Annotated in this window: 20 protein-coding genes; 15 read left to right on the plus strand and 5 right to left on the minus strand. The window is 43.1% G+C overall.

What is annotated here, in order from left to right:
• The first annotated feature begins 34 nt into the window (after window positions 1–34).
• The 5 genes from MKX40_RS15085 to MKX40_RS15105 all read left to right on the plus strand — a co-directional run bounded on the left by MKX40_RS15085 (window position 35) and on the right by MKX40_RS15105 (window position 6,307).
• Window positions 35–1,975, plus strand: coding sequence for a beta-L-arabinofuranosidase domain-containing protein (locus tag MKX40_RS15085; RefSeq protein WP_339242786.1), 1,941 nt, complete (start codon window positions 35–37; stop codon window positions 1,973–1,975).
• Window positions 1,976–2,306: 331 nt separating this feature from the next.
• On the plus strand, window positions 2,307–3,047 hold the full coding sequence (gene map / locus MKX40_RS15090; protein WP_339242788.1) for a type I methionyl aminopeptidase: 741 nt from the start codon (window positions 2,307–2,309) through the stop codon (window positions 3,045–3,047).
• A 591-nt stretch (window positions 3,048–3,638) separates the two neighbouring features.
• Window positions 3,639–4,520 carry an aminoglycoside phosphotransferase family protein gene (locus MKX40_RS15095; protein WP_339242790.1) on the plus strand — a complete coding sequence of 294 codons (882 nt, stop codon included), beginning with the start codon at window positions 3,639–3,641 and terminating at the stop codon, window positions 4,518–4,520.
• 312 nt (window positions 4,521–4,832) lie between these two features.
• A complete protein-coding gene (locus MKX40_RS15100) occupies window positions 4,833–5,687 on the plus strand; it encodes an AraC family transcriptional regulator (protein WP_339242792.1) in 855 nt (284 codons plus the stop codon).
• A 170-nt stretch (window positions 5,688–5,857) separates the two neighbouring features.
• Complete coding sequence (locus MKX40_RS15105) at window positions 5,858–6,307, plus strand: GNAT family N-acetyltransferase (protein ID WP_339242794.1); 450 nt, start codon at window positions 5,858–5,860, stop codon at window positions 6,305–6,307.
• Between the two features lie 105 nt (window positions 6,308–6,412).
• Here MKX40_RS15105 and MKX40_RS15110 read toward each other — a convergent pair whose 3' ends face one another.
• On the minus strand, window positions 6,413–7,762 hold the full coding sequence (locus MKX40_RS15110) for a response regulator (RefSeq protein ID WP_339242796.1): 1,350 nt from the start codon (window positions 7,760–7,762) through the stop codon (window positions 6,413–6,415).
• Window position 7,763: 1 nt separating this feature from the next.
• Complete coding sequence (locus tag MKX40_RS15115) at window positions 7,764–9,392, minus strand: histidine kinase (RefSeq protein WP_339242798.1); 1,629 nt, start codon at window positions 9,390–9,392, stop codon at window positions 7,764–7,766.
• Between the two features lie 488 nt (window positions 9,393–9,880).
• Here MKX40_RS15115 and MKX40_RS15120 point away from each other — a divergent pair, with 488 nt between their 5' ends.
• The 6 genes from MKX40_RS15120 to MKX40_RS15145 all read left to right on the plus strand — a co-directional run bounded on the left by MKX40_RS15120 (window position 9,881) and on the right by MKX40_RS15145 (window position 16,040).
• Entirely contained in the window at window positions 9,881–10,675 is a 795-nt protein-coding gene (locus MKX40_RS15120) for an ABC transporter permease subunit (RefSeq protein WP_339242800.1), read from the plus strand.
• 18 nt (window positions 10,676–10,693) lie between these two features.
• Window positions 10,694–11,563 (plus strand): carbohydrate ABC transporter permease, encoded by an 870-nt coding sequence (locus MKX40_RS15125; RefSeq protein WP_215077778.1) that lies wholly within the window; start codon window positions 10,694–10,696, stop codon window positions 11,561–11,563.
• A gap of 24 nt (window positions 11,564–11,587) precedes the next feature.
• Window positions 11,588–13,273: a hypothetical protein gene (locus MKX40_RS15130; RefSeq protein WP_339242802.1), complete on the plus strand. Its 1,686-nt coding sequence runs from the start codon at window positions 11,588–11,590 to the stop codon at window positions 13,271–13,273.
• 71 nt (window positions 13,274–13,344) lie between these two features.
• Window positions 13,345–15,060 (plus strand): discoidin domain-containing protein, encoded by a 1,716-nt coding sequence (locus MKX40_RS15135; protein ID WP_339242804.1) that lies wholly within the window; start codon window positions 13,345–13,347, stop codon window positions 15,058–15,060.
• Between the two features lie 41 nt (window positions 15,061–15,101).
• A complete protein-coding gene (locus MKX40_RS15140; protein ID WP_339242805.1) occupies window positions 15,102–15,854 on the plus strand; it encodes a family 43 glycosylhydrolase in 753 nt (250 codons plus the stop codon).
• Window positions 15,855–15,863: 9 nt separating this feature from the next.
• The gene (locus MKX40_RS15145) at window positions 15,864–16,040 is read left to right on the plus strand and encodes a hypothetical protein (RefSeq protein WP_339242806.1); all 177 of its coding nucleotides are present in this window, start codon (window positions 15,864–15,866) and stop codon (window positions 16,038–16,040) included.
• Between the two features lie 77 nt (window positions 16,041–16,117).
• Here the strand turns inward: MKX40_RS15145 and MKX40_RS15150 are convergent, their stop codons facing one another.
• The 3 genes from MKX40_RS15150 to MKX40_RS15160 all read right to left on the minus strand — a co-directional run bounded on the left by MKX40_RS15150 (window position 16,118) and on the right by MKX40_RS15160 (window position 20,351).
• Window positions 16,118–16,645, minus strand: coding sequence for a DinB family protein (locus tag MKX40_RS15150; RefSeq protein WP_339242808.1), 528 nt, complete (start codon window positions 16,643–16,645; stop codon window positions 16,118–16,120).
• A 145-nt stretch (window positions 16,646–16,790) separates the two neighbouring features.
• Entirely contained in the window at window positions 16,791–18,812 is a 2,022-nt protein-coding gene (locus MKX40_RS15155; protein WP_339242810.1) for an ATP-dependent DNA helicase, read from the minus strand.
• A 60-nt stretch (window positions 18,813–18,872) separates the two neighbouring features.
• On the minus strand, window positions 18,873–20,351 hold the full coding sequence (locus MKX40_RS15160; RefSeq protein WP_339242811.1) for a PLP-dependent aminotransferase family protein: 1,479 nt from the start codon (window positions 20,349–20,351) through the stop codon (window positions 18,873–18,875).
• 146 nt (window positions 20,352–20,497) lie between these two features.
• Between MKX40_RS15160 and pdxS the strand changes: the two genes are divergently transcribed.
• The 4 genes from pdxS to MKX40_RS15180 all read left to right on the plus strand — a co-directional run bounded on the left by pdxS (window position 20,498) and on the right by MKX40_RS15180 (window position 24,923).
• Window positions 20,498–21,382 (plus strand): pyridoxal 5'-phosphate synthase lyase subunit PdxS, encoded by an 885-nt coding sequence (pdxS, locus tag MKX40_RS15165; RefSeq protein WP_253442583.1) that lies wholly within the window; start codon window positions 20,498–20,500, stop codon window positions 21,380–21,382.
• A 246-nt stretch (window positions 21,383–21,628) separates the two neighbouring features.
• A complete protein-coding gene (locus MKX40_RS15170; protein ID WP_339242813.1) occupies window positions 21,629–22,699 on the plus strand; it encodes an ABC transporter substrate-binding protein in 1,071 nt (356 codons plus the stop codon).
• Between the two features lie 183 nt (window positions 22,700–22,882).
• A complete protein-coding gene (locus tag MKX40_RS15175) occupies window positions 22,883–23,731 on the plus strand; it encodes a stalk domain-containing protein (protein WP_339243085.1) in 849 nt (282 codons plus the stop codon).
• Between the two features lie 478 nt (window positions 23,732–24,209).
• Complete coding sequence (locus MKX40_RS15180) at window positions 24,210–24,923, plus strand: glycoside hydrolase family 16 protein (protein WP_339242814.1); 714 nt, start codon at window positions 24,210–24,212, stop codon at window positions 24,921–24,923.
• Window positions 24,924–25,059: the final 136 nt, after the last annotated feature.

Below are 25,059 nucleotides of genomic sequence, written 5' to 3' on the forward strand. Positions count from 1 at the left end.
AAGAGTCAAATTTTATAAATTCGAGGTGTGTGTAATGGGACAAAAGCAAATTGAAATTCAAGACCAATTTTGGAATACATATTCTGATCTTGTACGAGAAACAGTCATTCCCTATCAATGGGAAGCTCTGAACGACAGGGTGGAGGACGCTGAACCTAGTCATGCCATTCGAAATTTCCGTATTGCTGCTGGCTTGGAGCAAGGCGATTTTGGTGGTTGGGTATTTCAGGATAGTGATCTCTACAAATGGTTGGAGGCCGTTGCTTATTCGCTCCGTCACCATCCCGATCCGAGGTTGGAGCAGATCGCCGATGATTCGATTGAATTGATCGCTCAAGCTCAACATGACAATGGTTATCTGAATACCTATTTCACAATCCAGGAACCTGGGAGACAATGGACCAATCTTTATGAAGCGCATGAGCTGTATTGTGCAGGTCATCTAATTGAAGCCGCAGTTGCGTATTATCAGGCGACAGGCAAGCGTAGATTACTGGACATCTCTTGCCGATTCGCTGATCTGATTGATCGTATGTTCGGACCCAAGCCCGGACAGATAAGAGCTTACTGTGGGCATCAGGAAATTGAGTTAGCGTTGGTCAAGCTTCATACCATTACAGGTGAAGAGCGATATCTGAATCTTAGTCGGTTCTTCATAGATGAACGTGGTAAACAGCCTAATTATTTTATCAAGGAGTGGGAAGGTGGTAACCGGACAAACATCTGGTCCCATGGAACGCCTAATCTGGAAATGTATCAATCTCACCTTCCTGTTCGTGAGCAAAAAGTAGCGGTTGGGCACTCTGTTCGGGCAGTTTACATGTACACAGCGATGGCTGATCTTGCGAGATTAACAGGTGACGACGGACTGAAGGAGGCCTGTGAACGACTCTGGTCGAACACAACAGGCAAACAAATGTACATTACCGGGGGCATTGGTTCGACACATCTTGGGGAAGCTTTCACGTTTGATTACGATCTTCCGAATGATTCCGTATACGCAGAGACCTGTGCTTCCATTGGTTTGATTTTCTGGGCGCGCCGCATGCTTCAATTGGAAGCGAAGAGTGAATATGCAGATGTTATGGAGCGAGCGCTGTACAACAATGTTCTCGGTAGCATGTCTAGGGATGGGAAGCATTTCTTCTATGTCAATCCACTTGAGGTATGGCCAGAAGCAAGTCTGAAAAATCCGGATAAACATCACGTCAAGCCCGTCCGACAAAAATGGTTCGGTTGCTCCTGCTGTCCTCCAAATGTCTCACGCTTGCTAAGTTCATTGGACGATTATATATACGATATATCAGAAGAAGAGAGATCGATCTATACTCATCTGTATATTGGAAGCAAAGTTTCCTTTCAACTTGCCGACAGTACAATCACATTGCATCAACGTTCTAATCTGCCTTGGAACGGTCATGTTGAATTCTCGGTTCAGCTTCCCAAGGATAGCGAATCTGTCGAATTTGAACTTGCGCTACGTATACCGAATTGGTTCCAGGAGGAACAGCCCGTGTTGAAGGTGAATGGAGAAAGGCAAGATTTTCATATTGAGAATGGGTACGCAAAAATAAAGCGAAGTTGGTCAGATGGAAATATAGTAGAGTGGTTGCTTCCGGTTAAGCCAAAATTAATTGCTGCACACCCATCCATTCGGGCAGATGCTGGCAAAGTAGCCATTCAACGCGGCCCGCTCGTGTATTGCATCGAAGAAGCAGACAATGGAGCCCCGCTCACTACAATCGCGTTGGCTGCGGAGCCACAATTAACGGAGTATGCTGATCCAGATCTACTAGGTGGTTGTGTCATCATAGAAGGCGATGGTCTAGTGCCTGATGACAGCATTTTATGGTTAGACGGGATGCCGTACCGTTCTTATATTAATCAGAGAAAGGCTGTACGTTTTAAGGCCATTCCCTATTATTTGTGGGGGAATCGCAAGGTTGGTGAGATGAGCGTATGGCTCCGTTTTTAAAGAGGACGTAGGATCACTGGAGGCTTTTTTCGCAGTCACTTTCCAAATAAGCATAATAGAAAAACGAAGGCATTGACCTTCGTTTTTTTCTGTTTTGATGAACTCCACCGACTAGTCACTCTGATAAAACTGAATTTATGTGACAATCATGACTCATGACATTTGGATGCTGCTAACCGTGGCGATATTCAAGTTCTGACAGACATAATCAACAAGATCAGGGAAACCGATAAGTGAGCAATTATAGCCCAATATTGATAAAAAAGTTGCGAAGCTATGCTGCTTTGGATATGATTAATTAATTGATGATTAAGATAGTGAGGTAGAAAAAATGATCGCAAGAACAGAAGAAGACTTTAATGGTTTGAAAGAAATCGGAAAAATTGTTGGTGCTATCCGAGATGAATTGGTACAAAAAACAGTGCCAGGCATAACAACTAAAGAGCTTGACGATCTAGCTGGAGCACTTTTTGAGAAAGCTGGTGCAGTGTCTGCTCCAAAAAGTGAATATAATTTCCCGGGATTTACTTGTATTAGTGTTAATGAAGAAGTGGCACATGGTATTCCGGGAGAGCGGGTTATTCAAGAAGGGGACATCGTGAATATTGATGTGTCCGGCTCCAAGAACAGCTATTTCGCAGATACGGGAATTTCGTTTGTCGTAGGCGAAGGTGAAGAAGTATTAACGAAAATATGCGACGTTGTTAAACTGGCATTCGAAGCAGGACTTAAGAAAGCAAAACCGGGCTCCAAAAAAAGTGGAATCGGAAAAGCGGTATTCCAAACGGCCAGACAGCATGGACTAACGGTTATTAAAAACCTTACGGGGCATGGTGTTGGACGTGCGATACACGAAGCCCCTGACCACATCTATAATTATAATGATCCATCGGATGATGAATTGTTAAAAGAAGGCATGGTTATTGCATTCGAGCCATTTGTCTCAACTTCAGAAGAAGAAGTATTCCAGACCGGAGACGGCTGGACCTTTGCTACTAAAAACAGCCATGTCGCTCAAATTGAACATACGATTATTCTTACTAAAAATGGTCCAATTATTGTTACTCAATAAATTTGTGCAAACTGAAAGTCGCTAAATTTAGCGACTTTTTTTGTTTTCTTGTATGTTATAGCATATCGTAATATCTACGTTTGCTTATTAATTTATGTTGAAATTATGGAAGGATTTAACGTATATTTAGGATCTGATGAAAAATAAGAAATGCCCCTAATTTTTCCTGTTATAATTTTGTAGTTTTATAGATTCAACATAGTAACTCCAATACATATGTTTACTATTATAGTGCGGGCAGTGGTGAGGTAATGCGAAATGAGAAATGAAGCATGTACATTTAACTTTTTCCACTCAGACTTGAAAGGATCGTAATTGTGCTAAAAATAATTAATTTTCTTCTCTTCTTGCTAATCATTTGGGTAGTCATTTTTTATCCTTTTCGTTTGGTTTGGTTTGAAGGTGTAAAACAGATTCCTGCAGACCTTCATGGTGTTTATTTACTTTTCTTGTTCTTTGGATATCTGATCATTTCATCTGCTATGGGACTTATGGTTGGCAAGATGTTTTTCAAACGAAAAGAACAGTAAGTATGAGTAAAAATAATCAGCCTTTTAAGCCCCATGTATTCTCCAAAACAGGAGGCGACATATGAATACCATTCTGAAAGTTATAGAAAAGCTAAAGTTGAAGGTCTTACATATTGAAGATGTTCCAGAGTCATATAGTTCTGATGTTTACAAACTTACTCTTGTCAGTGGAGAAAATGTATTTGTGAAAATCCCATTTAATAAGGATAAACTATACCGTGAATTTCAGATCCTCGAACGATTAAAGGGTGTAATACCTATTCCTAAGGTATTGGACATTTGGTACGGGGATGAAAGTGCTGTTGGAGCGTTGCTCCTTTCAGCACTTCAAGGTAAGCCTTTTACAGGAGAGATGGATGAGCGTCTTTCTTATCAGATTGGCATGTATCATGCTATGCTCCATGAGGTTAAAACTTCTGGGTATGGTTACCATGGAACTGATGGTTTTAAGTTACTTGACCAAAATAATTGGAGATTATATATCAAAAGTAACTTTGAAAAGTGGAAAGAGCCCTGTAAAGAAATTCTCGACTCTGAATTGTATGAGAGATGTATTCATCACTTTGATGGTGTTTTCTCTGCTTTACCGCATCCTGACGGACCATGCATTGTTCACATGGATTTTAGACCAGGTAATATATTGGTGAATGGTAACGAGGTTGCTGGTATTATTGATTTCGAGAGCGCTCGTAGCGGTTCCTCGGAAATAGATTTCACAAAAGTGAATCGATATATTTGGAAAGTCAATCCGAGAACTAAGATCCCGTATATTAAAGGCTATGAATCAATTCGACCTATGTTGGATCTGGAAAGAGTGCTGCCATTTTACGATCTGTACGATGCTTTCAGCGCAGTTGTTTGGTGTAAAAATAGAGGCATTGAAAAAAATCGTATGTTCCTTCAGGAGAATATTCTTATTTTAAGGAATTCTGTGGGTTATTGAGTAGAATTGATTATACATGATGGGGCTTAATCTCATATGTACTCCATATAATTGTATGCGGTTTCAAAACACCCTAATTGATATAATAAATTCCGTAATTACACCTGGCTTCAAAATAAAAAAATTTGATGAGCATCGTGACTGGGAAAATGAAAATATCCAATGGAAATTTACAATTGAGGCAAATAAATAAATTCAAGATTTATCCCTAGAAAATTTGCTCTTTTGTCGGAGTGACTTTTTCGTGCATAAATTGCAAGGTATTCATTATGTATTTCCCATAAGCTTACCTTGAAGGGAGGGACTACTACGATGGATTGGTTGGACAGGATGAATGGTGCCATGGAATATATCGAATCAAATCTAGCGGACATTATTTCAATTGATGAAATAGCACAGAGAGCCTGTTGCTCTACCTATCATTTCCAGAGAATGTTTCCATTTATTACTGGCGTATCATTATCGGAGTATATTCGACGTCGACGGTTGACATTGGCAGCATTCGAACTGCAGACAGCAGAATCAAAGGTTATTGATGTAGCTATGAAATATGGATATGATTCGCCGGAGGAGTTTGCACGAGCCTTTAAGAATCTTCATGGTATTATGCCTACATCTGCACGCAATACAGGCAACTCTCTAAAAGCCTATCCTCGAATGTCCTTTCACATTTCAATCAAAGGGGATGTCGAAATGAATTACCGTATTGAGCAAAGAGATTCGTTTGAGATGTTTGGAGTATATGGGATTATCAATGCAGATCAGAAAACAGCATTCGCTGAAGTACCTCAATTCCGTATAAAATGTGATGATGATGGCAGCGTTGATCATATGAATGACTTACTGGGACGTTTTGGTGATACCATGTTGCATGCCGCCCTCTATGATCACACGAAAGAATCTTTCAAATACATGATCTGTTATCATGCACCTAAAGGACTTGAGATTCCAGAGAGATTCACAAAACTTGCTGTCCCAGCATTAACGTGGGCGGTTTTCCCCGAGCCGCAAAGTGATATGCAAAAACTATGGGTACGAATCTATTCTGAGTGGTTTCCGACATCTGAATACGAACAGGTTGAGGGCCCTACTTTCGAAATGTATTATGGAATGGCACGGCATGGAAATGTTTCAGGAGAAATCTGGATACCGGTGAAGAAAAAATAACGTACTGAAGTTTGCGAAATGCAGGCATTAATGAAGAAGACAACGGAATAAATTCAGCGTATAGTATGGGTCATCCCCACAAAGGATGGCCCTATAACTTGCCGTTACAGACAGCGCCATTAGAGGGAAAGGGAAGATTGTTTGATTATATTATCTTGAGGGGGTTAGATATGGATATTAAAATACGAGAAATAATATCAGATGATTATGCTGAGGTTGTTTTTTTATGGAACGATGTGCTTGGAATGAGCAATGTTAATATTGCAAACTTTCGAGAGACTATGGAAGAGATGAATAGGGAAGGGAATTATAAAACATTTGTCGCATTAATAGAAAATGAAGTGGTCGGATTTGTAACTATTGTTCAAGCATTATCTGTTGGCGTTCCAATTGGTTATCTACATATTCAAGGTCTTGCGGTTAAAAGAAATGTTCAACACAGGGGAATCGGAACAAAATTACTAAGGCAGACTGAAAATTATGCTAAAGAACGGGGAATAGCAAGTATTATATTATGTAGCGGAGTTAAGCGAATCGAAGCCCATGCTTTTTATGAACATAACGGCTATGACAGAGATTCATATTGCTTCGATAAGATGATCGACCTAACTCAAGGTTAAACGGCACTAAATAGGCCCAACTCACTCTGTAATCACAAGAGTAGGATGTTGGGCTTTTTCCGTACTGCATTACACATATCATTAAAACAACCTATACATACGAAGTCATTGATGGATCATATTTCTTCGGTATTGATAAGGCGTAACTCCGTATTCCACTTTGAACAGCTGGATAAAATATTGATTTTTTTTGTAACCGACCATTTGCGCGATATCGTGGACCCGGAGTTCCGAATCTTGAAGCAATTGAGAAGCTTTCTCCAGCCTCTTCCTGGAAATGTAGTTTGACACATTTTCGCCCGTCTCCTGTTTAAACAGTTTGGAAAAGTAGACCGGATGCAGATGTGCAACTTTGCCCAGTTCATCCAGGCTAAGGCCATGTGACAGGTGCTCTTCGATATACGTTTGTACTTTGTCGATGATGGTTTGAATGGACATCTGTTTGTTGTTTGTGATCCGACTGACCCGTTCCATGAGAGTTGACGATAGTTCATCAGGATACTGTAACTGGTTGAATATCCAATCCACGGTCTCGGTGGTATCACGATCCTTGTCCGTCAGATACGCATATCGAATGATCTCCATGAGAAAGATTACTTTTTGCTTTCGGGAACGGATATGATCATATTTTTTAATAATGTGTCCGGCTGACTCCCCATCACCACATGATGGAGAATGGTTGAATATGGCTATGAAGTCTTCTGAGTGTACATCTTCATTAAGGAAGAACCTGTAGAATATCTGTCGGGTCATGTTTCGATCAGTTAACAAAAATGGAGGAGACACGACCGATTGCTCCAGTTTGATAGTCAGTTCTCCAGCAGCTTCTTCCGGAATAAAAGCAGTCAGTCGGGTTCCAGTAGCCCATACGAGACGATCCAATTTGTCTCCGACAGCATATTTTATAACACTCACCTGTTCTTGTGTGAAACCCTCCAGCTTGAGACAGCAAAAATGGCGTCCCCCTAGAAATGTAGTATAAGCCTCATACTCCTTACTTAATGTCCCGTTATGACCCAGCAGCGAGAGCAGAAACGCCAATCCATCGAAGTTTTCCCATACGATAGATTGGGCGGGCCTTGTCTTTGCAATATTGTTAATGGCTTTGGACATGGCTTTCTCCACGTCATCTTTATCGACAGGTTTGAGCAGATAGTCGAGTGCACCCAGACGAATTCCCTGTTGCGCATATTCGAACTCGGAGTAACCGGAGAGGATGATAACTTTGGTTGACAAGCCATGTTGGTGGATATGTTGAAGCAGATCGATACCAGAGACTTCGGGCATTCGGATGTCAGTAATCAGAATGTCGATGTGATTTTGAGTCAGCATGTCCCTTGCTTCAATCGAATTGGTCATCGTCTCGATCTGGTCAATGCCGAAAGTGTTCCAATCGAGCAAATGCTTCATGTACTCCACGACGTAATGTCCGTCATCCACAATTAATAAACGCATATCAGCTATCTCCTTTCATCTCGGGAATACGGATGAGCAGCAGGACGGACAAGCCGCCCCAATCATTGGTAGTAAAATGTAACCCACTACGTTCGCCGTACGTATTTTTCAGACGTCGATTTACATTCCAGAGCCCTACACCTTTGATTCCTTCAGGCGGGGAGTCGCTCTCAAGCCGAGTCTCCAGGTTGCGGATATCGTCCAGTGAAAGACCCTTCCCGTCATCAGAGACCTTGATCGTTATCGCATCCTCCGTCTGTTTTACATCAATAGTTACTCGATGGGCACCTTGTTGACCTTCAATCCCATGTTGAATCGCATTTTCAACTACGGGCTGGATGATCAGCGGCGTGAGAGAAAGGGAGGCCAGCTCCGGCGGAAGATCAATGCTGTACTCCATTTTTTTGCTAAGCGCCATAATAATCAGGAAATGTTCTGCAAACTGAAGCTCGCTTTCCAGCGTGACCTCATGCTGATCCAATTTGGTTAAATAACGATAATATTCAGCTAGATGTTTGCTCATGCGCATGACCGAATCAGGTGAAAACTGGGCCACCGACATGATGAAAAACAAACTATTGTACAAAAAATGAGGGTTGATCTGAGCCTGGAGTTGTTGAAGTTCCGCACTTCGCCTGAGCTCCGTTTCGGTCTTCAAGGATACGAACAGATCCTGGATCTCGGTAACCATATGATTAAAACTTTTAAACAGGCTGTAGAATTCTCTATCCGTATTTTCGGTAATACGCGTGTTGTGATTGCCTTGTTCAACCTGTGAAAACTTTCGCTCCAACAAACGAATATTACGGTAATAGTTCCGGTAAAACGTAAAGATCACAACCAGCCCAAGCGTAAAAACGGCTAAAATACTGGCAAAAAAAACCTTGCGATTGCGGTCAAGCGGCTGCAGGAAATCATTCGTCTGTGTATATGTAATCAGATAGGCATCGATGGATTCAATATATCGGGAAAGAACATAGTAATCGTCCGAATTGGTGTGATAATCATATTTTAAAGTGACCTCCGGCTGTGGAGAAACCATATCGGTAACCGCTTTCAAGAGTTCGTTATCGACTTCTTTTTCACTCCATAACTGATCAGTGTTAAACAGAAATAGAGCGTTTGAGCTGTCATTGTTTACAGCCTTTTTCAGCAGATTTTTCAAATAATCGGTATTCAGCTTTACCCCAACAACGTACTGAGTCGGTTCATTTTGTCCGGATTTTTGGATGTAAGGATAGAGGGCAAAGTAATACAAGCTATTGCCGACGATTTGCCAACCCCGTTGATGAACATCCTTGAAAGGAATTCGTGCCTCTGGCGTATTGTTCGTGGACAGAAATGTTTCTTCAGACTTCCAATAGATGCCGATGGACTCGATGGAGCGACTGGATAGAAGCGTTTGCCGCAAGCGATCAACGATATCGTTTTTCTTCATTTGCGAATCGTAATTGCTCAGCTCGATCACATGCCTCTGATAAAACCGGACATCACTGTCAGCTGCATACTGAACCCCGTACATATTTGCCTCGTACATCACTCCATCAAGAATTCCTTTCACATAATCAAGCTGGTTTTTGGAAGCGCCGATCAGATTTTCTTCCAGTGTCTTGGAACTCAATTGATTCATTACGAAAAACAAACTCAACGTTAACAACAGAAAAAAAACAAAAAAATAAATGAATCGTTTCATATACATTTTTCTGATCATATGTGGTTCCTTTCATAACGCCAAACGTAGTAGTGCAAACTCCAGATCGGATTATCCTTAATATAAGCCAAACCTTCGAAAAGCGGAAGGGCAGCATAGGCAATACATGAAAGCGGTTTTAAATTGCTTCAGGTTGGGGTGATGATCTTGAAATTTTGGCATTTTGGAATGAAAGCGCTTTTGTTAAGCTTATCTTCAAGGATCGCTTTTGAAGAGCCATCATAGAGGAGGTATGCAACATTAACGAAACTGTGCCCGCCAGATCCCCGAAAAAAACAAAAACAAAGATTCCCCAGCGATCTTCATTGAAAAAGGAACTTAAGAAAAGCTGGCCTTTGTACGTACTGTGTATTCCCGCTTTTGTGTTTGTCTGCATCTTTTCCTATGGCCCGATGGTAGGATTGCTCATGGCATTTCAGGACTACAAACCATGGCTTGGCATCACAGGTTCACGATGGATCGGGTTAGATAATTTTGAACGAATTTTTCAGTACAAAGAAGCCACACAAGCAATCGTGAATACGCTGATTATCGCCGTTTCCAAAATTATCGTCGGCATTATCGTTCCAATCGGCATGGCTATTTTGCTGAGTGAGATCCGAAATATGGGCATTAAGAAAAGTGTGCAGACACTAGTGTATCTGCCGCATTTCTTGTCTTGGGTTACTGTGGCAGGATTAATGATCGACATTCTCGGATTAGACGGAGGCATCAATCACATCTTGACCCGGATTTTCGGAACCGATCCCATTTACTTCTTGGGTGATCCTGATCTGTTTCGATTCACGGTTGTCATCAGCGACGTGTGGAAGAGCTTTGGCTTCGGCATGATTGTTTATCTGGCTACCATTGCCGGGATCAATCCTTCGTATTACGAAGCGGCAGAGATCGACGGGGCCACACGCCGGCAGCAAATTCGATACGTCACTTTGCCTAGCATGTTGCCCATGATTATCGTCATTTCTACCCTGAGTCTAGGCAATATTCTGGACGCAGGCTTTGATCAAGTATTCAATCTGTACAACCCGCTTGTCTACAGTACAGGAGATATCATTGACACCTATGTCTACCGTTCATCCTTGTTAAACGGGCAATACGGGTTCGGGACCGCTGTTGGACTGTTCAAATCGGGAATCAGCTTGATTTTGATCGTTGTCTCCTACAGGCTGGCCTATAAATATGCCAATTACAAAATATTCTAACAAGGAGGGAGAGGGATCATGTACCATAAGACGACAGGCTATAGAGTATTCTCATATTTTAATTACGCGTTTATGATACTGGCTGGTCTGGCGTGTTTTCTGCCACTGCTTCATCTATTGGCACAATCGCTCAGCAGCAAAGCGGCCATTAGTGGGAATATGGTGTCATTTTGGCCGGTCGGATTCAACGTGGACGCCTATGTCAAAACGTTCAACAATTCCAATTTTAACGGTGCCATGCTGACATCCATTACTCGAACCGTGTTGGGTACAACCATCAGCATGTTTATCCTAATCTGTGCCGGATATGCCCTGTCCAAAGAATTCCGGGGACGCAACGTGCTCATGTGGTTTTTTATCTTCACCATGCTCTTCTCGGGGGGCTTGATACCTTCTTACATATTGATCACAGCCCTTGGATTAAAAGACACGATATGGGCTCTTGTGCTGCCGGGTGCTTTCGGTGCTTATAACCTGATTCTTCTCGTCAATTTTTTCAAAACGATTCCAAAAGCTTTGGAAGAAGCAGCTTTCATTGATGGAGCGTCCTTCTTCGTCATCCTCAGCAAAATATATTTACCATTATCTCTGCCTGGCATAGCGACCGTATCCCTGTTCATTATGGTGGGGCACTGGAACTCCTGGTTTGACGGAATTTTGTATATGTCGGATGCCAGCAAGTATCCGCTGGCTTCGTTCCTACAAACCGTTGTCGTGCAGAGCAACATGCAGAACATGGCGATGAGCCAGTCCGAGGTGGCAGCCATGTCGGAGCAAAGTATCAAGGCAGCTCAAATTTTTGTCAGCACGCTACCGATCATTTTGGTTTATCCATTTTTGCAGCGTTATTTCGTGAAGGGAATCGTACTGGGAGCCGTCAAAGAATAGTTAGAGTAAAGGGGACATGAATTCATGAAAAAAAGAAATGATTTGTGGAAAACGGTAAGTCTGGTCATACTGTCGGCCATGCTTGTGGCTGGCTGTAGCAAAGGGGAGAGTGCTTCCGAGACCGCACCGGCATCGGTACTCAAAGACGGAAAATATGATCCGCCAATGACGATCACCATCGCCAAACAGCAGGATGAAAATGCGGGAAAGTATATCAATGGGGAGACCTTGAATGACAATGTCTTGACCCGTTGGGGTGAACAAAATCTGGGCATCAAGATCCAAACTACCCTGCTGGGCGGAGATGCCTCCCAGTATAATACCAAGCTGCGGCTGGCGTTGACGGGTTCGGAAAAACTACCAGACGTTCTGCCCGTCTATGATACCATGCTGGTCAATGATCTGATCGAGTCGGGGCAGGTCAAGGAGATTACGGAAGACATCTCCACTTACATGCCTGACCGGCTTAAAGAAATATACAAACAATATCCGACCACTTTCAATCCAGTGGTTAGGGATGGCAAGGTGTACGGGATGGCCATCGCGCCCAATCTGACGGAAGGCGAAGTCATGTTGATCCGCCAGGACTGGTTGGACCAATTGAATTTGAAAGCGCCAACAACGATTGAGGAGTTTGAGCAAGTCATCGCTGCGTTCAGCAATGAGGACCCGGATGGGAACGGCAAGAAAGACACATACGGCTTTACATTCTCGGGTAAAGATTCCTACAACACAGGCTGGGTCAGCGATCCGGTCATGATTTTCAGCGCATACACGGGTAAACATCTTCCAAGGCAATGGCATAACGACAACGGCAAACTCACCTATGGATCTGTCGCTGCTGGCAACAAAGAGGCACTTGTCAAGTTACGCGATTGGTATGCAAAAGGGTACTTGAACAAAGAATTGGCCACCCAAGGGGCTTGGGACGCACTGTCCGATTTTACGGAGGGGAAAGCTGGCATTATCATTGGTCGTCCTTGGCTTTACGACAGTGTGAAGGACGTAGAGAAGAACGTAGAGGGTGCAAAAATTAGTGCTTATCCGACCATTCAAGGCGTGAACGGTGATAAGACCTATCAGTCCGCCCAATTGAACGATGGTGTGTTCATGTTTAATAAGGACTTTCAGAACATGGAAGCCTTCTTCCTATACTACGACAAAATGTACGACGCAGCGTTCAGCACGGGAGATTTCAAATACGGCTACGCTCAGGGATACGATTACGATATCGTCAACGACGAAGTGACTTTTGATCCAACGAAATTTAATAAGCCATTAGAGGCTATACAAGGCGTTGGGAAGATGGCATTCACCAAAAACACACCGAGTGTTGATGGTCCCGGCCAATCGTACTATGATCTGGCGAATGGTGTTAAAGCCGACACGGGCGTCCTCATTCAAAGCGCTTCAAAGGACCAAACGACCCAGGACGGATACCAGATTTCATATGAAAACAAGGATGTTTTGCTGCCCAATGCGTTTAATGGTCCACCAACACCAACGATGCAAAATGTATGGGAACAGTTGACCACCATGGAACAAGAAACTTTCACCAAAATTATATATGGCAATGAGCCGCTTGAGGCATTTGATACCTTTGTCACACAGTGGCACGAAAAAGGCGGAGACACGGTTATCGAAGAAGTTAACGAATGGTACAACCAAGCCAGCGAGACGGATGTTATGACACTGATGAATTTGAAATAAAGTCAATTTTCACCTGAACCAGCCTTCCAACAACAGGGAGGTTGGTTTCCTAAAAAAGGAGATGATGAGACATGATCAAAGGTAAATCGTGGATGGCTGTCGTCATTGCATTGATGTTGTTAACTGTTCATTTAACGTCCTCAGCACAAACCGTTCATGCGGCTGGTGAAGAGACCAAGATAGCTGCAACACTGTTTGTGTTGAAAAATGAATCTGACGTATCCAATGCCAAAATCCATTGGGCACCTGTATCGGGGGCGACTGCATACGAGTTGTACAGATCCGAGAACAATGCGCCATATACGTTAATACAGACCTTAACAGGTATAACGACGGATGATTACGAGCTCAACGTGGGTAACACGTATAAATACCAAGTGAAGGCATACGGTGGGACTTCCTTGTTAACCTCTGCGATCTCGCCAGAATACACCCCTTACAGTCTTCCAGATAACCTCACAACTTTTGATAACACAACGCAATCCACTCTGATGCTCCCGAATGAACTTAAAGTGGGGGATACCTACTATAGGTTTAACTTTGTACAAAAGTCATCAGGCGGTTTTGGCGAAATGATTCAACAGACGTCAACAGATGATATCACATACGGTAACGACAAAGTGGTCCTTTCCTACACGGATCACCCCGATCTGGCGAATTCCAAGTTTGAAGGGATTAACATCCTGTACCATGCGCCTACGAACAAATTTGTTTTTTGGGCTCACTATGAAAACAGTACAGACTACACGCTTGCCAGAGTATCTGTGGCTTCAGCAACGCCTGGAGAAGACTTTACATTTCACAAAAGCTTTCGGCCGGAAGGGAACGAATCCAGAGATATCTCCATTTTCAAAGATGACGATGACTCAGCTTATCTGATCTCTACCGCCAATAATAATTCGGACACGATTCTGTATAAGTTAACCTCTGATTGGCTGGATGTGGATCATCAAGTATCTGTTATATATGAAAATCAACACAGGGAACTACCTAAAATGATCAAAAAGGATGGCATTTATTATTTGTTCTCTTCCCAAGCAGCAGGATGGTATCCGAGTATTCCTTTGTATTCTTCCGCAGCAAGCATAGACGGAGATTGGTCTGAATTACGGACCATTGGCAACACATCAACCTTCTCGGCGCAGTCGGGTTCCGTTATGCGGGTGAAGCCAAACACGGGTGACAACGTGGTTATGGTTGCGTATCGCTGGATGTTCGGTTGGGCAGGTACACAAAATGGAACAACAGAGGAACGATTGCTTCCCGTGTGGTTCTCCGATGGTTATGCATTTTATGATTATTTTGATCAAGTCCTGTACAACACAAGCGATGATACGCTAGTTCCAGTCCAAAATGGAAAACTCCTGTCACAAGGTAAACCGGCAACAGCGCAAACGGCTACCGGAACGAACCCTGCAAGTTATGCGAATGACGGCAACTATCAAACCGAATGGGTGGGCACAGGCAGTTCCTGGCCACATTGGTGGAAGGTCGATCTTGGCTCCGTTCAACCATTGAGTAATGTACAAATCTCCTGGTGGATGCAAAAAGGCTCTGAAGGATTTTACAAATATAAAATAGAAACCAGCACGGATAATGTAAACTGGACCGTGGCGTTGGATCGAACTAATAATACATCTTATGGCTTCACCTCAGATTCTATATCGAACACTGCCGCTAGGTATGTACGGATTAATATGTTAAATGCGACGCTCCATAATAACCCTAACAACTGGTATACCCCAAGGTTATGGGAAGTGAAGGTATTTGGATTGGGTACTAATTAAACGATGTTTTTAAAAGAAAAGAAGAGAAGAGAGGTAACGGTGTGAATAATCAATTAACCAATGGTGGCATCTGGTATGATTCAAGCGGTCAGCCGATCCACGCCCATGGTGGACATATATTATTCCATGACGATTATTATTACTGGTATGGCGAAGATCGAAGAGACGATATATATGTGAGTTGTTATCGTTCCAAGGATCTATTCAACTGGGAGTTTCGAAGCCATATCATTACGATATCTACTCCAGTGGCATCCATTCGAGTTCGGACGAATCTGAGATTAATGAGTGACAAAGGCGGAAAGGTCAATCTCGAACGACCTAAAGTGCTGTTCAACGCGGTGACCAAGAAGTTCGTACTTTGGGTTCACTATGAGAATGGTGATAATTATAACGATGCCGCATGCGCCATCGCCACCTCGGATTATCCGGATAGCCATTTTGTTTATCATGGTAGCTTTAATCCCTATGGGTATATGTCGCGTGACTGCACACTCTTTCAGGACGATGACGGAAAGGCATATTTCATTTCAGCTGCAAGAGACAATGCGGATCTTCATATCTATCGACTACAGGAGGATTATCTTAATGTGGAACGTCTTGTCGAAACGTTGTGGCAGGGGGAGTATCGGGAGGCGCCAGCCGTATTCAAGCGGAATGGAAAGTATTATATGCTGAGTTCATTTTGCACCGGTTGGGAACCCAATCAAGGGAAGTTCGCGATAGCTGATACGATGGATGGCCCATGGGGAATGCTCAGCGACTTTGGGGATGAAACGACGTATCGAACGTAGCCAGCGTTTGTGCTGAAGCGATCAGAGGAGTACCTGTACTTTGCGGATCGCTGGAACGGATCGGACTACTTTCAGTCCAGCTATGTGGTACTGCCCATTGAGTTCAATGGGGACATTCCCATTCTAAAGGAGTATGCCACGTTATCTTTGCGAGAAGATGCACATCTGATTCATTTTGAACGCTAATTTAACGATAAAACGACTGATGAGAAAAGACTTTGATCCTACGAAAAATGTAGGTTCAAAGTCTTTTTGCACAAATTTTATAATTTCAAATCTAACGAATAACGATCGCGAAGTACGGATAAATGGTGGAGCTCATGTCCAGCCATAACATATGCTATCGATCGAGTTGAAGCAGGATTCTCACTGACGAGTCCTCTACAGAGCCAAGCTTCCGGCGTGAGGCGACGGAGCATTAGAATGGTTGAGCGGCGTGTAACGGCATATTCTTCACTCAAATCGGCCAGTGTATACGCATTGAAGGGATGGCTCTGCATAAGCACGTCCTGATCGTAACCGGGATGATTCGTTTTGTCACCTCTGGCGATACGAAGCAATCGGCTGCTCATAATGCGTTCGTTATCCAGAAGATGGCCGATGACCTCCTTCACGCTCCATTTGCCTTCGTCGTAACGATAATTTGCTTGCTCCTCTGTTAATGAAGAGAGCAACGTTGGTACGATATTGGCTTGCAGTTCCAAGCGTTCGATGATGTTCCCTTCAGGCACAAGCCGGATATAACCTTCATAAAAAGCTCCATATTCATCTGTGTTAGGTCGTTCAACCATGGTAATGCCTCCTTCGGTATTCATAACTATGGAATATATTGTAGCATATATCTTGCTACCAGCATTAAGATAGGCCCATTCGCTTGATTGGCAGAAGGGCCGTTTCATGTGATTTGAACATTATATGTCGTTGGGGTGACTACGTCTAATCTGTACGTCCTATGCCTTTTTTCTGAACAAATTTCTCCAAAACCTCGAAAGACTCAGTCACATTTTTGAAGGGCAACGTGTCCAGCACTTGTTCCCGGTAACTCTTTTTTGCCGCTGCGCTGAGACGGGAGTCAAGTATGCTGAGTATGCCAAGGTCGGTTTCACTACGAATCAAGCGACCCGTTCCTTGCCTTAACCGAAGAAGCATGTCTGGTACAAACACCTCCATGAACGGATTCTTCGTTACAGATTCCTTATATTCATAAACAGGGTCGGAAGGAACAGGGAAGGGCAGACGGAAAATAATAATCTGTGACAGGTCAGAACCCTCGATATTCACACCTTCCCAGAATACTCCGGTACCCAGGAGTACACCTTTGCTTTTCCTGAACTCAGCGATAACACTGTCCTGGGAAGATCCCTTTTTTTGAACATGGACTGCCCATGTATTTTCACTTCCCCTTGAAATCAACTTTTGGTGAATGTACTTCATGTCCTCCTTTGCTGAGAAAAGGACGATGGTTCTACCGTGAGTCAGATTACAGAGTTCAACCAGTTCCTTATAAGCTGCTTCAAGATAGTTTTCGCGCTGGTCATGGTCGTAATATGGAACGTTGTTCGAGATGTACATCATGGCATGATTGGTGTAGTCAAAAGGGGAGGATTTGCGATCCATGAACTCCCCCGTATACCCGAGGGAATGTGCCAGATAAGCATATTGTTCCTCCAGTGTATCTCCGCCTTGGCACAGCGTTGCCGACGTTAGGATGACGGGCACCTTGTCATTAAATAAGGCGTATTTCAGGAACTGGCTGATATCTTTGGGACAGATGCTGATCGTGGCTGCACCGAGAGGACTGCTTGCCCATAAGAGATAGTTATCTTCTTTTTCTATCAAGACATGAATGAGGGCAATAAGCCCGTTGATGGCTTCAAAAGCGTCATCGATCTCCCGCTCATGGCGTGAGGTCAAAATGGAAAGGCGTAGACTGAAATCTTTCAAATCACTCAACGCTTGGTTCAACGGTATTCCTTTGATCTCCGACACTTTGATTCGGTCGTTATCCTGCTTGGCGTGGTGGAGCAGATCCACATTTACCTGTTTGAATATATGCCGGACACATTTTTTAATAAAATTGGATTGTGAAAAGAGCCCTTTATCCCCGGACTGCTTCGTGAGCAGCTGCACCGTGGTATCCAGAACGCGGCAGATTCCCCGGTAAGTGAACTCCAGTGTTCTGGCGTCTCGAACTTTTGCTTCCAGATTATGCGCTTCATCAATGACGATCAGAGCAGGCTGTTCCGAGATAATACGCTTGGTTCCTTCTTTTTTCTTCATCAAATCCCGGATGAGCAGGTCTTGGTTCACGATAATAAAATCAATCTCATGAGCTTTTGCATTCAATTTTGCTCTCATATCATAAAACAAACATGCATTTTTATGCTGGCAACGTTCAAATTTGCAATCATTCACGGAAACGTGGGACCATTCGGCATCACTAACTCCAGCTTTAATATCAGCTCGCTCATCAATCTCATAATCTAATATGCGCTGGGCAAGAGGAGACACGGACGGGTTGGGATCATCAGACCTGATTAATTCCGCAGCCCTGCTTCGGCAAGCGTACTGACCCATGCCTTTCCCCACAACGGAACGAACCGTTGAGAATCCCAACCGACTGCCAATGATCCTTAAATCTTTATGTATCTGTTCCGAAAGCTGAATGGAGGATGTAGCTATAATGACAGGTTTCTGAGACATTTGATTCGTGAGCAGACTTGGTATCAGGTACGCAAAAGATTTTCCGATTCCAACACCAGCTTCAATCATGGCATGATGTCCATGGATATAAGCATCGGCGATATCGAGTGACATTTCTTGCTGTCCGTTCCGCTCTCTAAGACCGATTCGGGGGAACCGGTCATATATTCGGAAGATCGCGTTAACCATAGAACGTTCGATTTCCTTTTGCGGTTCCCGTTGATTTTTTTTATAGAGTTCATTCAACCAATTCATAACGATCGCCCTCCTTCCGAATGATGATCTTCTTGTACTGAATTTTGGAGACGATTTACTTCACAATGGAGTGTTCACGGCATTTTTTAATCTGGATACGCCTTCCTGTAATTGTTCATCTGACAAATGTGCAAAAGATAAATAGATCCCATACTTCGTACCATCAGATGTTGAACTGTTGACTTCTGAGTATACCACACCTTGTAATCTAGCTGATGCCCGAAAGGCCTCATAAGTGGTCACATTACCTCGCCACCAGCCAAACACGTGCAGACCTGCTTCATTCTCTACCCAATCAAACCATGTCGAGAGCTGCTGGTTCAACAGTTTGAGTAAGAGATGGAATTTACGACTGTACAGACGATTCATCCTGCGCAGATGCCGCTCATATTGACCGCTTGTCATAAATGCTGCTAATGCTCGTTGTTCAATCAGGTTGACGGGTCGTGGCTCGTATAATGCCTGCGCCTTTCTAAAGGTATCCGCCAAGGTAGGGGGAAGAACCACATAGCCAAGTCGTACTTCTAAAGGCAAGGTTTTTGTGAAGCTGCCGAGGTAGATAACACGACCTGCTTTATCAAGTGTTTTTAGCGGTTCAACATGCATTCCACGATATCGGAATTCACTATCATAATCATCTTCGACAATCATGGCATCATGCCGATGTGCCCAGTCCAGCAAGGTTTGTCTGCGCTCAAGGCTGAGCATCTCGCCAGTAGGAAATTGTCGTGACGGCGTGACAAACAACATGCGAGCTGCCCAGTCTTGAGGTACAACTCCCTGGCCATCAAGATTGGCTTCTATCAACTTTGCACCCGCAGCCCAAATAGCTTGAGATATCCCGACATAACAAGGACTCTCTGTTACTACATAATCCCCTGGATCTGCAAGTAACTGAGTGAGTAGAGCTATGGCTTGCATGGAACCTGCAGTCACGGCGATATGATCCGGATCGATTTGAATTCCCCGCATTCTCCGAAGATAGGCAGCAATGGCTTCTCTCAATCTAGGCTCACCTGTTGAACTCACCATAGCAGAGGTTGTTTCCAGGTGATGCTCACGATGCCTTATCTCTGCATACAATCGATTATTCCATTCATCGTAAGGAAACTTGGAGAAATCAGGTTGGTATTTGCTAAAGTCGATCACTTCGTCGCTCTCCATACTGAAACTATTGGTATGTGCATCTCTTTGAATCGTCTGTTGTCCCAACTGCTGAATACGATTCCCCCAGGCTGATAAGTGATGGGTACACGCTTTCTCGGTGGACGCATCATTGTTCAAATCCAACTGATACGCGACAAAGGTTCCTCTTCCATGCTCAGAAAGAATGTAACCTTGCGCAGTCAACGTATCATACACTTGATTCACGGTTCCCCGGGAAATGTGATACGTCGCAGCCAACTCTCTGGTCGAGGGTAACTTCTCACCATATATTAGATTGCCTTCATGAATAGCATCACGAATCGCATGATAAAGAGCCTTCATCTTGGTATATTTTCGGTTTAAATATGAACTGTAAGCTACGTGAAATTGCATATGCCCTCCAGAGTTATCATTGAAGTGGTACAATAAAAATCGAAATTATTGGATCTTTTTATATGACCATTCTCATTTTATACTAAATCATAGTTTAGAGCGATGCCTTTATTGAAAATCACCCAAAAGTTAATAGGAGGTCTACAATTATGCAAACAGGTACAGATCGTGTAAAAAGAGGAATGGCTGAGATGCAAAAAGGTGGCGTCATCATGGACGTTATGAACGCAGAGCAAGCTAAAATCGCTGAGGCGGCAGGGGCAACAGCAGTTATGGCTCTTGAGCGGGTGCCTTCTGATATTCGCGCAGCCGGCGGTGTAGCCCGCATGGCAGATCCAACGATCGTTGAAGAAGTTATGAAAGTTGTGTCTATTCCAGTTATGGCCAAAGCACGTATCGGTCATTACATAGAAGCCAAAGTGCTTGAATCACTGGGTGTGGACTATCTCGATGAAAGTGAAGTTCTTACTCCTGCAGACGAAGTGTTCCATATTGATAAACATGAGTTCACTGTACCATTTGTATGTGGAGCCAAAGATTTGGGAGAGGCTCTTCGCCGTATTGGCGAGGGAGCATCCATGATTCGTACAAAAGGCGAGCCAGGAACGGGCAACATTGTAGAGGCAGTTCGTCATATGCGCCTAATTAACAGCCAGCTTCGAAAAGTGCAAAACATGTCCAAGGACGAGCTGTATGCTGAAGCCAAAAACCTGGGTGTAGCTTATGAGTTACTCCGCGAAATTCATGAAAATGGCAAACTTCCTGTCGTAAACTTTGCAGCAGGTGGTGTAGCTACTCCGGCGGATGCAGCACTAATGATGCACCTTGGAGCAGATGGTGTGTTTGTAGGATCAGGTATTTTCAAATCAGATAACCCTGAGAAATTCGCTCGTGCCATCGTTGAAGCTACAACACATTACACGGATTACAAACTGATTGCCGAAGTATCCAAAAACTTGGGCGCCCCTATGAAAGGGATCGAAATTTCTAAGTTGGCTCCAGAAGAGCGCATGTCCAACCGCGGTTGGTAAGAACAGATTTAACAGCTGGAGTATGAATAGTGTCAAGCAAAGCCGATCCATAGACAAAATGGATCGGCTTTTTGGTTATTGTTGACAAATACAAGCAAAAAGGCGAAGAAAAGAATAGCTGTGCAGTCATCAAATGAGAATGATTATGATTATCATTTACGTAATTCGACATTTGCTGTATACTGACATTAACTATTTTACATAATGCACAAATAGAAAAATAAAAATGAAAAGGGAGAGAATCAAATGTCTACACGCTTTAAAAAAGGAATGTTATTTTGCTTTATTGCTGCACTTGTTTTTGTACTTGCAGCCTGTTCCAGTAGTAAGGGTGAAAGCAATGAGGCAAACAATAGCTCACAGGAAGCAACGAAGGAGGTTGCAGCAGATGAGAAGACATCGGGTGCAGACGCTTCAGGTGCAGCTCAAACCACGTATCCGATAACCGTTTCAAATTATACGACAGAGAACGGCACATGGGTGAAGAAGGATCAAACGTTTGACAAGGCACCTGAACGAGTAGTTGCTAATACCCAAGGTGCAGCCGAACTGATGATTCGCCTTGGTCTGACAGACAAGCTTGTAGGTGTAGCTGCACTGTTTGGAAGTGTACCTGAAGATATCGCTGATGAATTCAAACAAATTCCTGTGCTGGCTGAAGGTTATGTGGGCAAGGAAGTGACCATAGGTGCTTCTCCTGACCTGGTTGTGGGGCGTGGTGGATTGTTTGAGGATGCAGATTGGGGTGTTGGTACAGTAAGCAGCTTGAATGATATGGGGATCAAAACGTATGTACAAAGCACCAGTGTTCCTGATGCATCGTTAGATAGCCTGTATCAGGATATTACTGAATTAGGTGAGATATTCAACGTACAAGCGAATGCAGCCGCATATATTGAGACGCTAAAAGCACGCGAGACTGCATTGTCGGCCCGAGCTAGCGCTGAAACGATCAACTATGCATCTTTTTCGGATAATGGTGATGGAACGATTGGAATCTACAACGGAAATGGAGATACGTTTATTGAAAGTGCAATGTCATTAATCAATATGCATAATATGCTGATTAATGAAACCGGCACACTCAGTCTGGAGAAGCTAATCGAGATTAATCCGGATGCCCTGATTATTTCCAGGTATGCTGGTGGCATTGATCCTGAACAGACAATTGAAAAACTGCTGGCCAACAAGCAGGTACAGAACATCAATGCAGTTAAAAACAAGAAAATCTACATTATTGATTTCAACAACTTCTGGGGCTACGGAGATTCCATCTTCACAGGTGTTGAAGGGCTCGCTGATGATCTCGGGTTGTAAATGAATCCCCTTAAAAGTCGCTATTTTAGCGGCTTTTTTTGTTACCAGGAACCAAGTCTCCGACTCTAGTTGAACCGGATTAACTCGTTAAATGATAATGAGAATGGAGTCAAACTTTATTTGGAATCTAACGTTACTATTATAAGATTAAAAATCACATGAATGGGGCGAGTCGATGTGAAAATGAAGTATTTGAAAAAAGTAGTTGTCGTTGCATTCGTGATGTCCGTCTTATTACCACTGGGGGCTCAAAAATCTGAAGCAGCAAAAAAATATGTTAATTTGGAAATTCAGTGGGCGGACGGCCGTATTAACCATGTTGAGACGTTACACAAGGATGGAATCACTTACGGAAGCTTGTTCTCACTTGGTATTAAGGCAGGTCTGCCGTGGGGGATGGAAGATGATAATACGGCCGTACTGAAGAACAGTCAGAAGCATATTGTAGTGCACTTGGGAAGTAAAATTGCCGAAGTGGATGGTCAAAAAGTAGATATGGGCAGTGAACCTGTATGGTATATTAGTAACCTTTATGTACCCATTAGTTTTCTTGCAACTGCTATGGACGGGGAAGTGACTCATCAAGATACGAAGACGAACAAGGTAATCGTGACTGGGCTGAGCAATTATACCGATACTTTTTATGGCAGCAACATGGGATACATCTATATGATTCGTGCTGCAAAAGGTGATCTTGAGATTACGAATGCAGAAACTGGACAAAAGAGTTTGATTCCATTAGGTATAAAGGATATGAATGTAAATACCCATGATCTCAAGATCAATTTCAAGCGGAGTCCTCAAAATCTACTTATTGTCCTCATAGAACATACCAACCGAAAAACGGAAGACTACGATCTTTACACGTTGGTATTCAAAAACAAAGGTCTGGTTCGCAAATCCATTGCTCACGGGGTAACGGGGCAGCATGAGATTTTAAATGAAGATAGTACCATTCAACTCATCGATGACAACAGTATACGTATTATCGAAGATGGAAGTGGTAAAGTACTTGAAGTGCTTCCTCGTTGAATAGATATCTGATCGGATATTCTGAATTGTTATAATAAAATAATGTCCAGTTGTCATGCTCTTATATTATTGAATAAAACAATTATCTCAAAGAACCGCTATTAGGTTACTTTGACACTGGAGCGAAATAGAAATGATCTAGGGTCTAAAGAAACCAAAATGTTGAGCTACATGTAAAAATGGTATTGATAGAGCGCCTGGTTCCTTCGATGTCGAGGGGCAGGCTCTTCATTATATTAAATATTTCATTTATAAAATCAGCATAGTCTTAGCGTGTCATAATTAGTTACGGAAATCTTAAAAAATGAATATCTCTGCTTTGAAATTTTCTATAGTGTACCACTCTGCTTCCAGATAAAATGGAAATACCAACCATGTAAGCGCTATCTATTATTGAGGTGCAGGTATCTTTACCTTGTTTAACCTGTACCCAGTAATATTAACTCGCACAGGTTGGAATCATTCATGGAGGTGTATGATGAAAAGGAAGTCTTGGTATACGTTGGTGGTGACAGGTATTGTTTCTTTGTTTTTTTCGGTAAGCGCTTTCGCGGGTTATGTGTTCTGGGAACCACTAACCTATTTTAACGCAAGTACGTGGCAAAAGGCGGATGGGTATTCCAATGGGAACATGTTCAACTGTACGTGGAGGGCCAACAATGTTAATTTCACAAGTGACGGGAAGCTTAAGCTTGGTTTGACCAGTTCTGCACAAAACAAATTTGATTGCGGAGAGTACCGATCCACGAATACGTATGGGTACGGCTTGTATGAAGTCAGTATGAAACCTGCGAAGAACACAGGTGTGGTTTCCTCATTTTTCACATACACAGGTCCCTCACATGGCACCCAATGGGATGAAATTGACATCGAATTTTTAGGGAAGGACACCACCAAAGTGCAGTTTAATTATTATACCAATGGGGTTGGCAATCATGAGCAGATTATCAATCTGGGTTTTGATGCATCCCAAGGTTTCCATACGTATGCATTCGATTGGCAGCCGGGACATATCAAATGGTATGTTGATGGTGTCCTGAAGCATACGGCAACCAGTAATATTCCAAAAACACCGGGTAAAATTATGATGAATCTCTGGAATGGAACGGGTGTAGATAGCTGGCTCGGTCCTTACAACGGTGCCAATCCGCTGTATGCAGAGTACGATTGGGTTAAGTATACAAGTAATTAAGCAGACTGAAGCAGCCCTTAGCGGCTGCTTTTTTACTGTCTTCAAGTGTGTTGTATTTATTAAATATATATATTCAATATCCAATATCCTAAATTAATGCAATAAATGTTGCAATATTAGTATGGGCATAAATATC

The sequence above is a fragment of the Paenibacillus sp. FSL R5-0517 genome, from assembly GCF_037974355.1.
Classification (GTDB): Bacteria; Bacillota; Bacilli; order Paenibacillales; family Paenibacillaceae; genus Paenibacillus.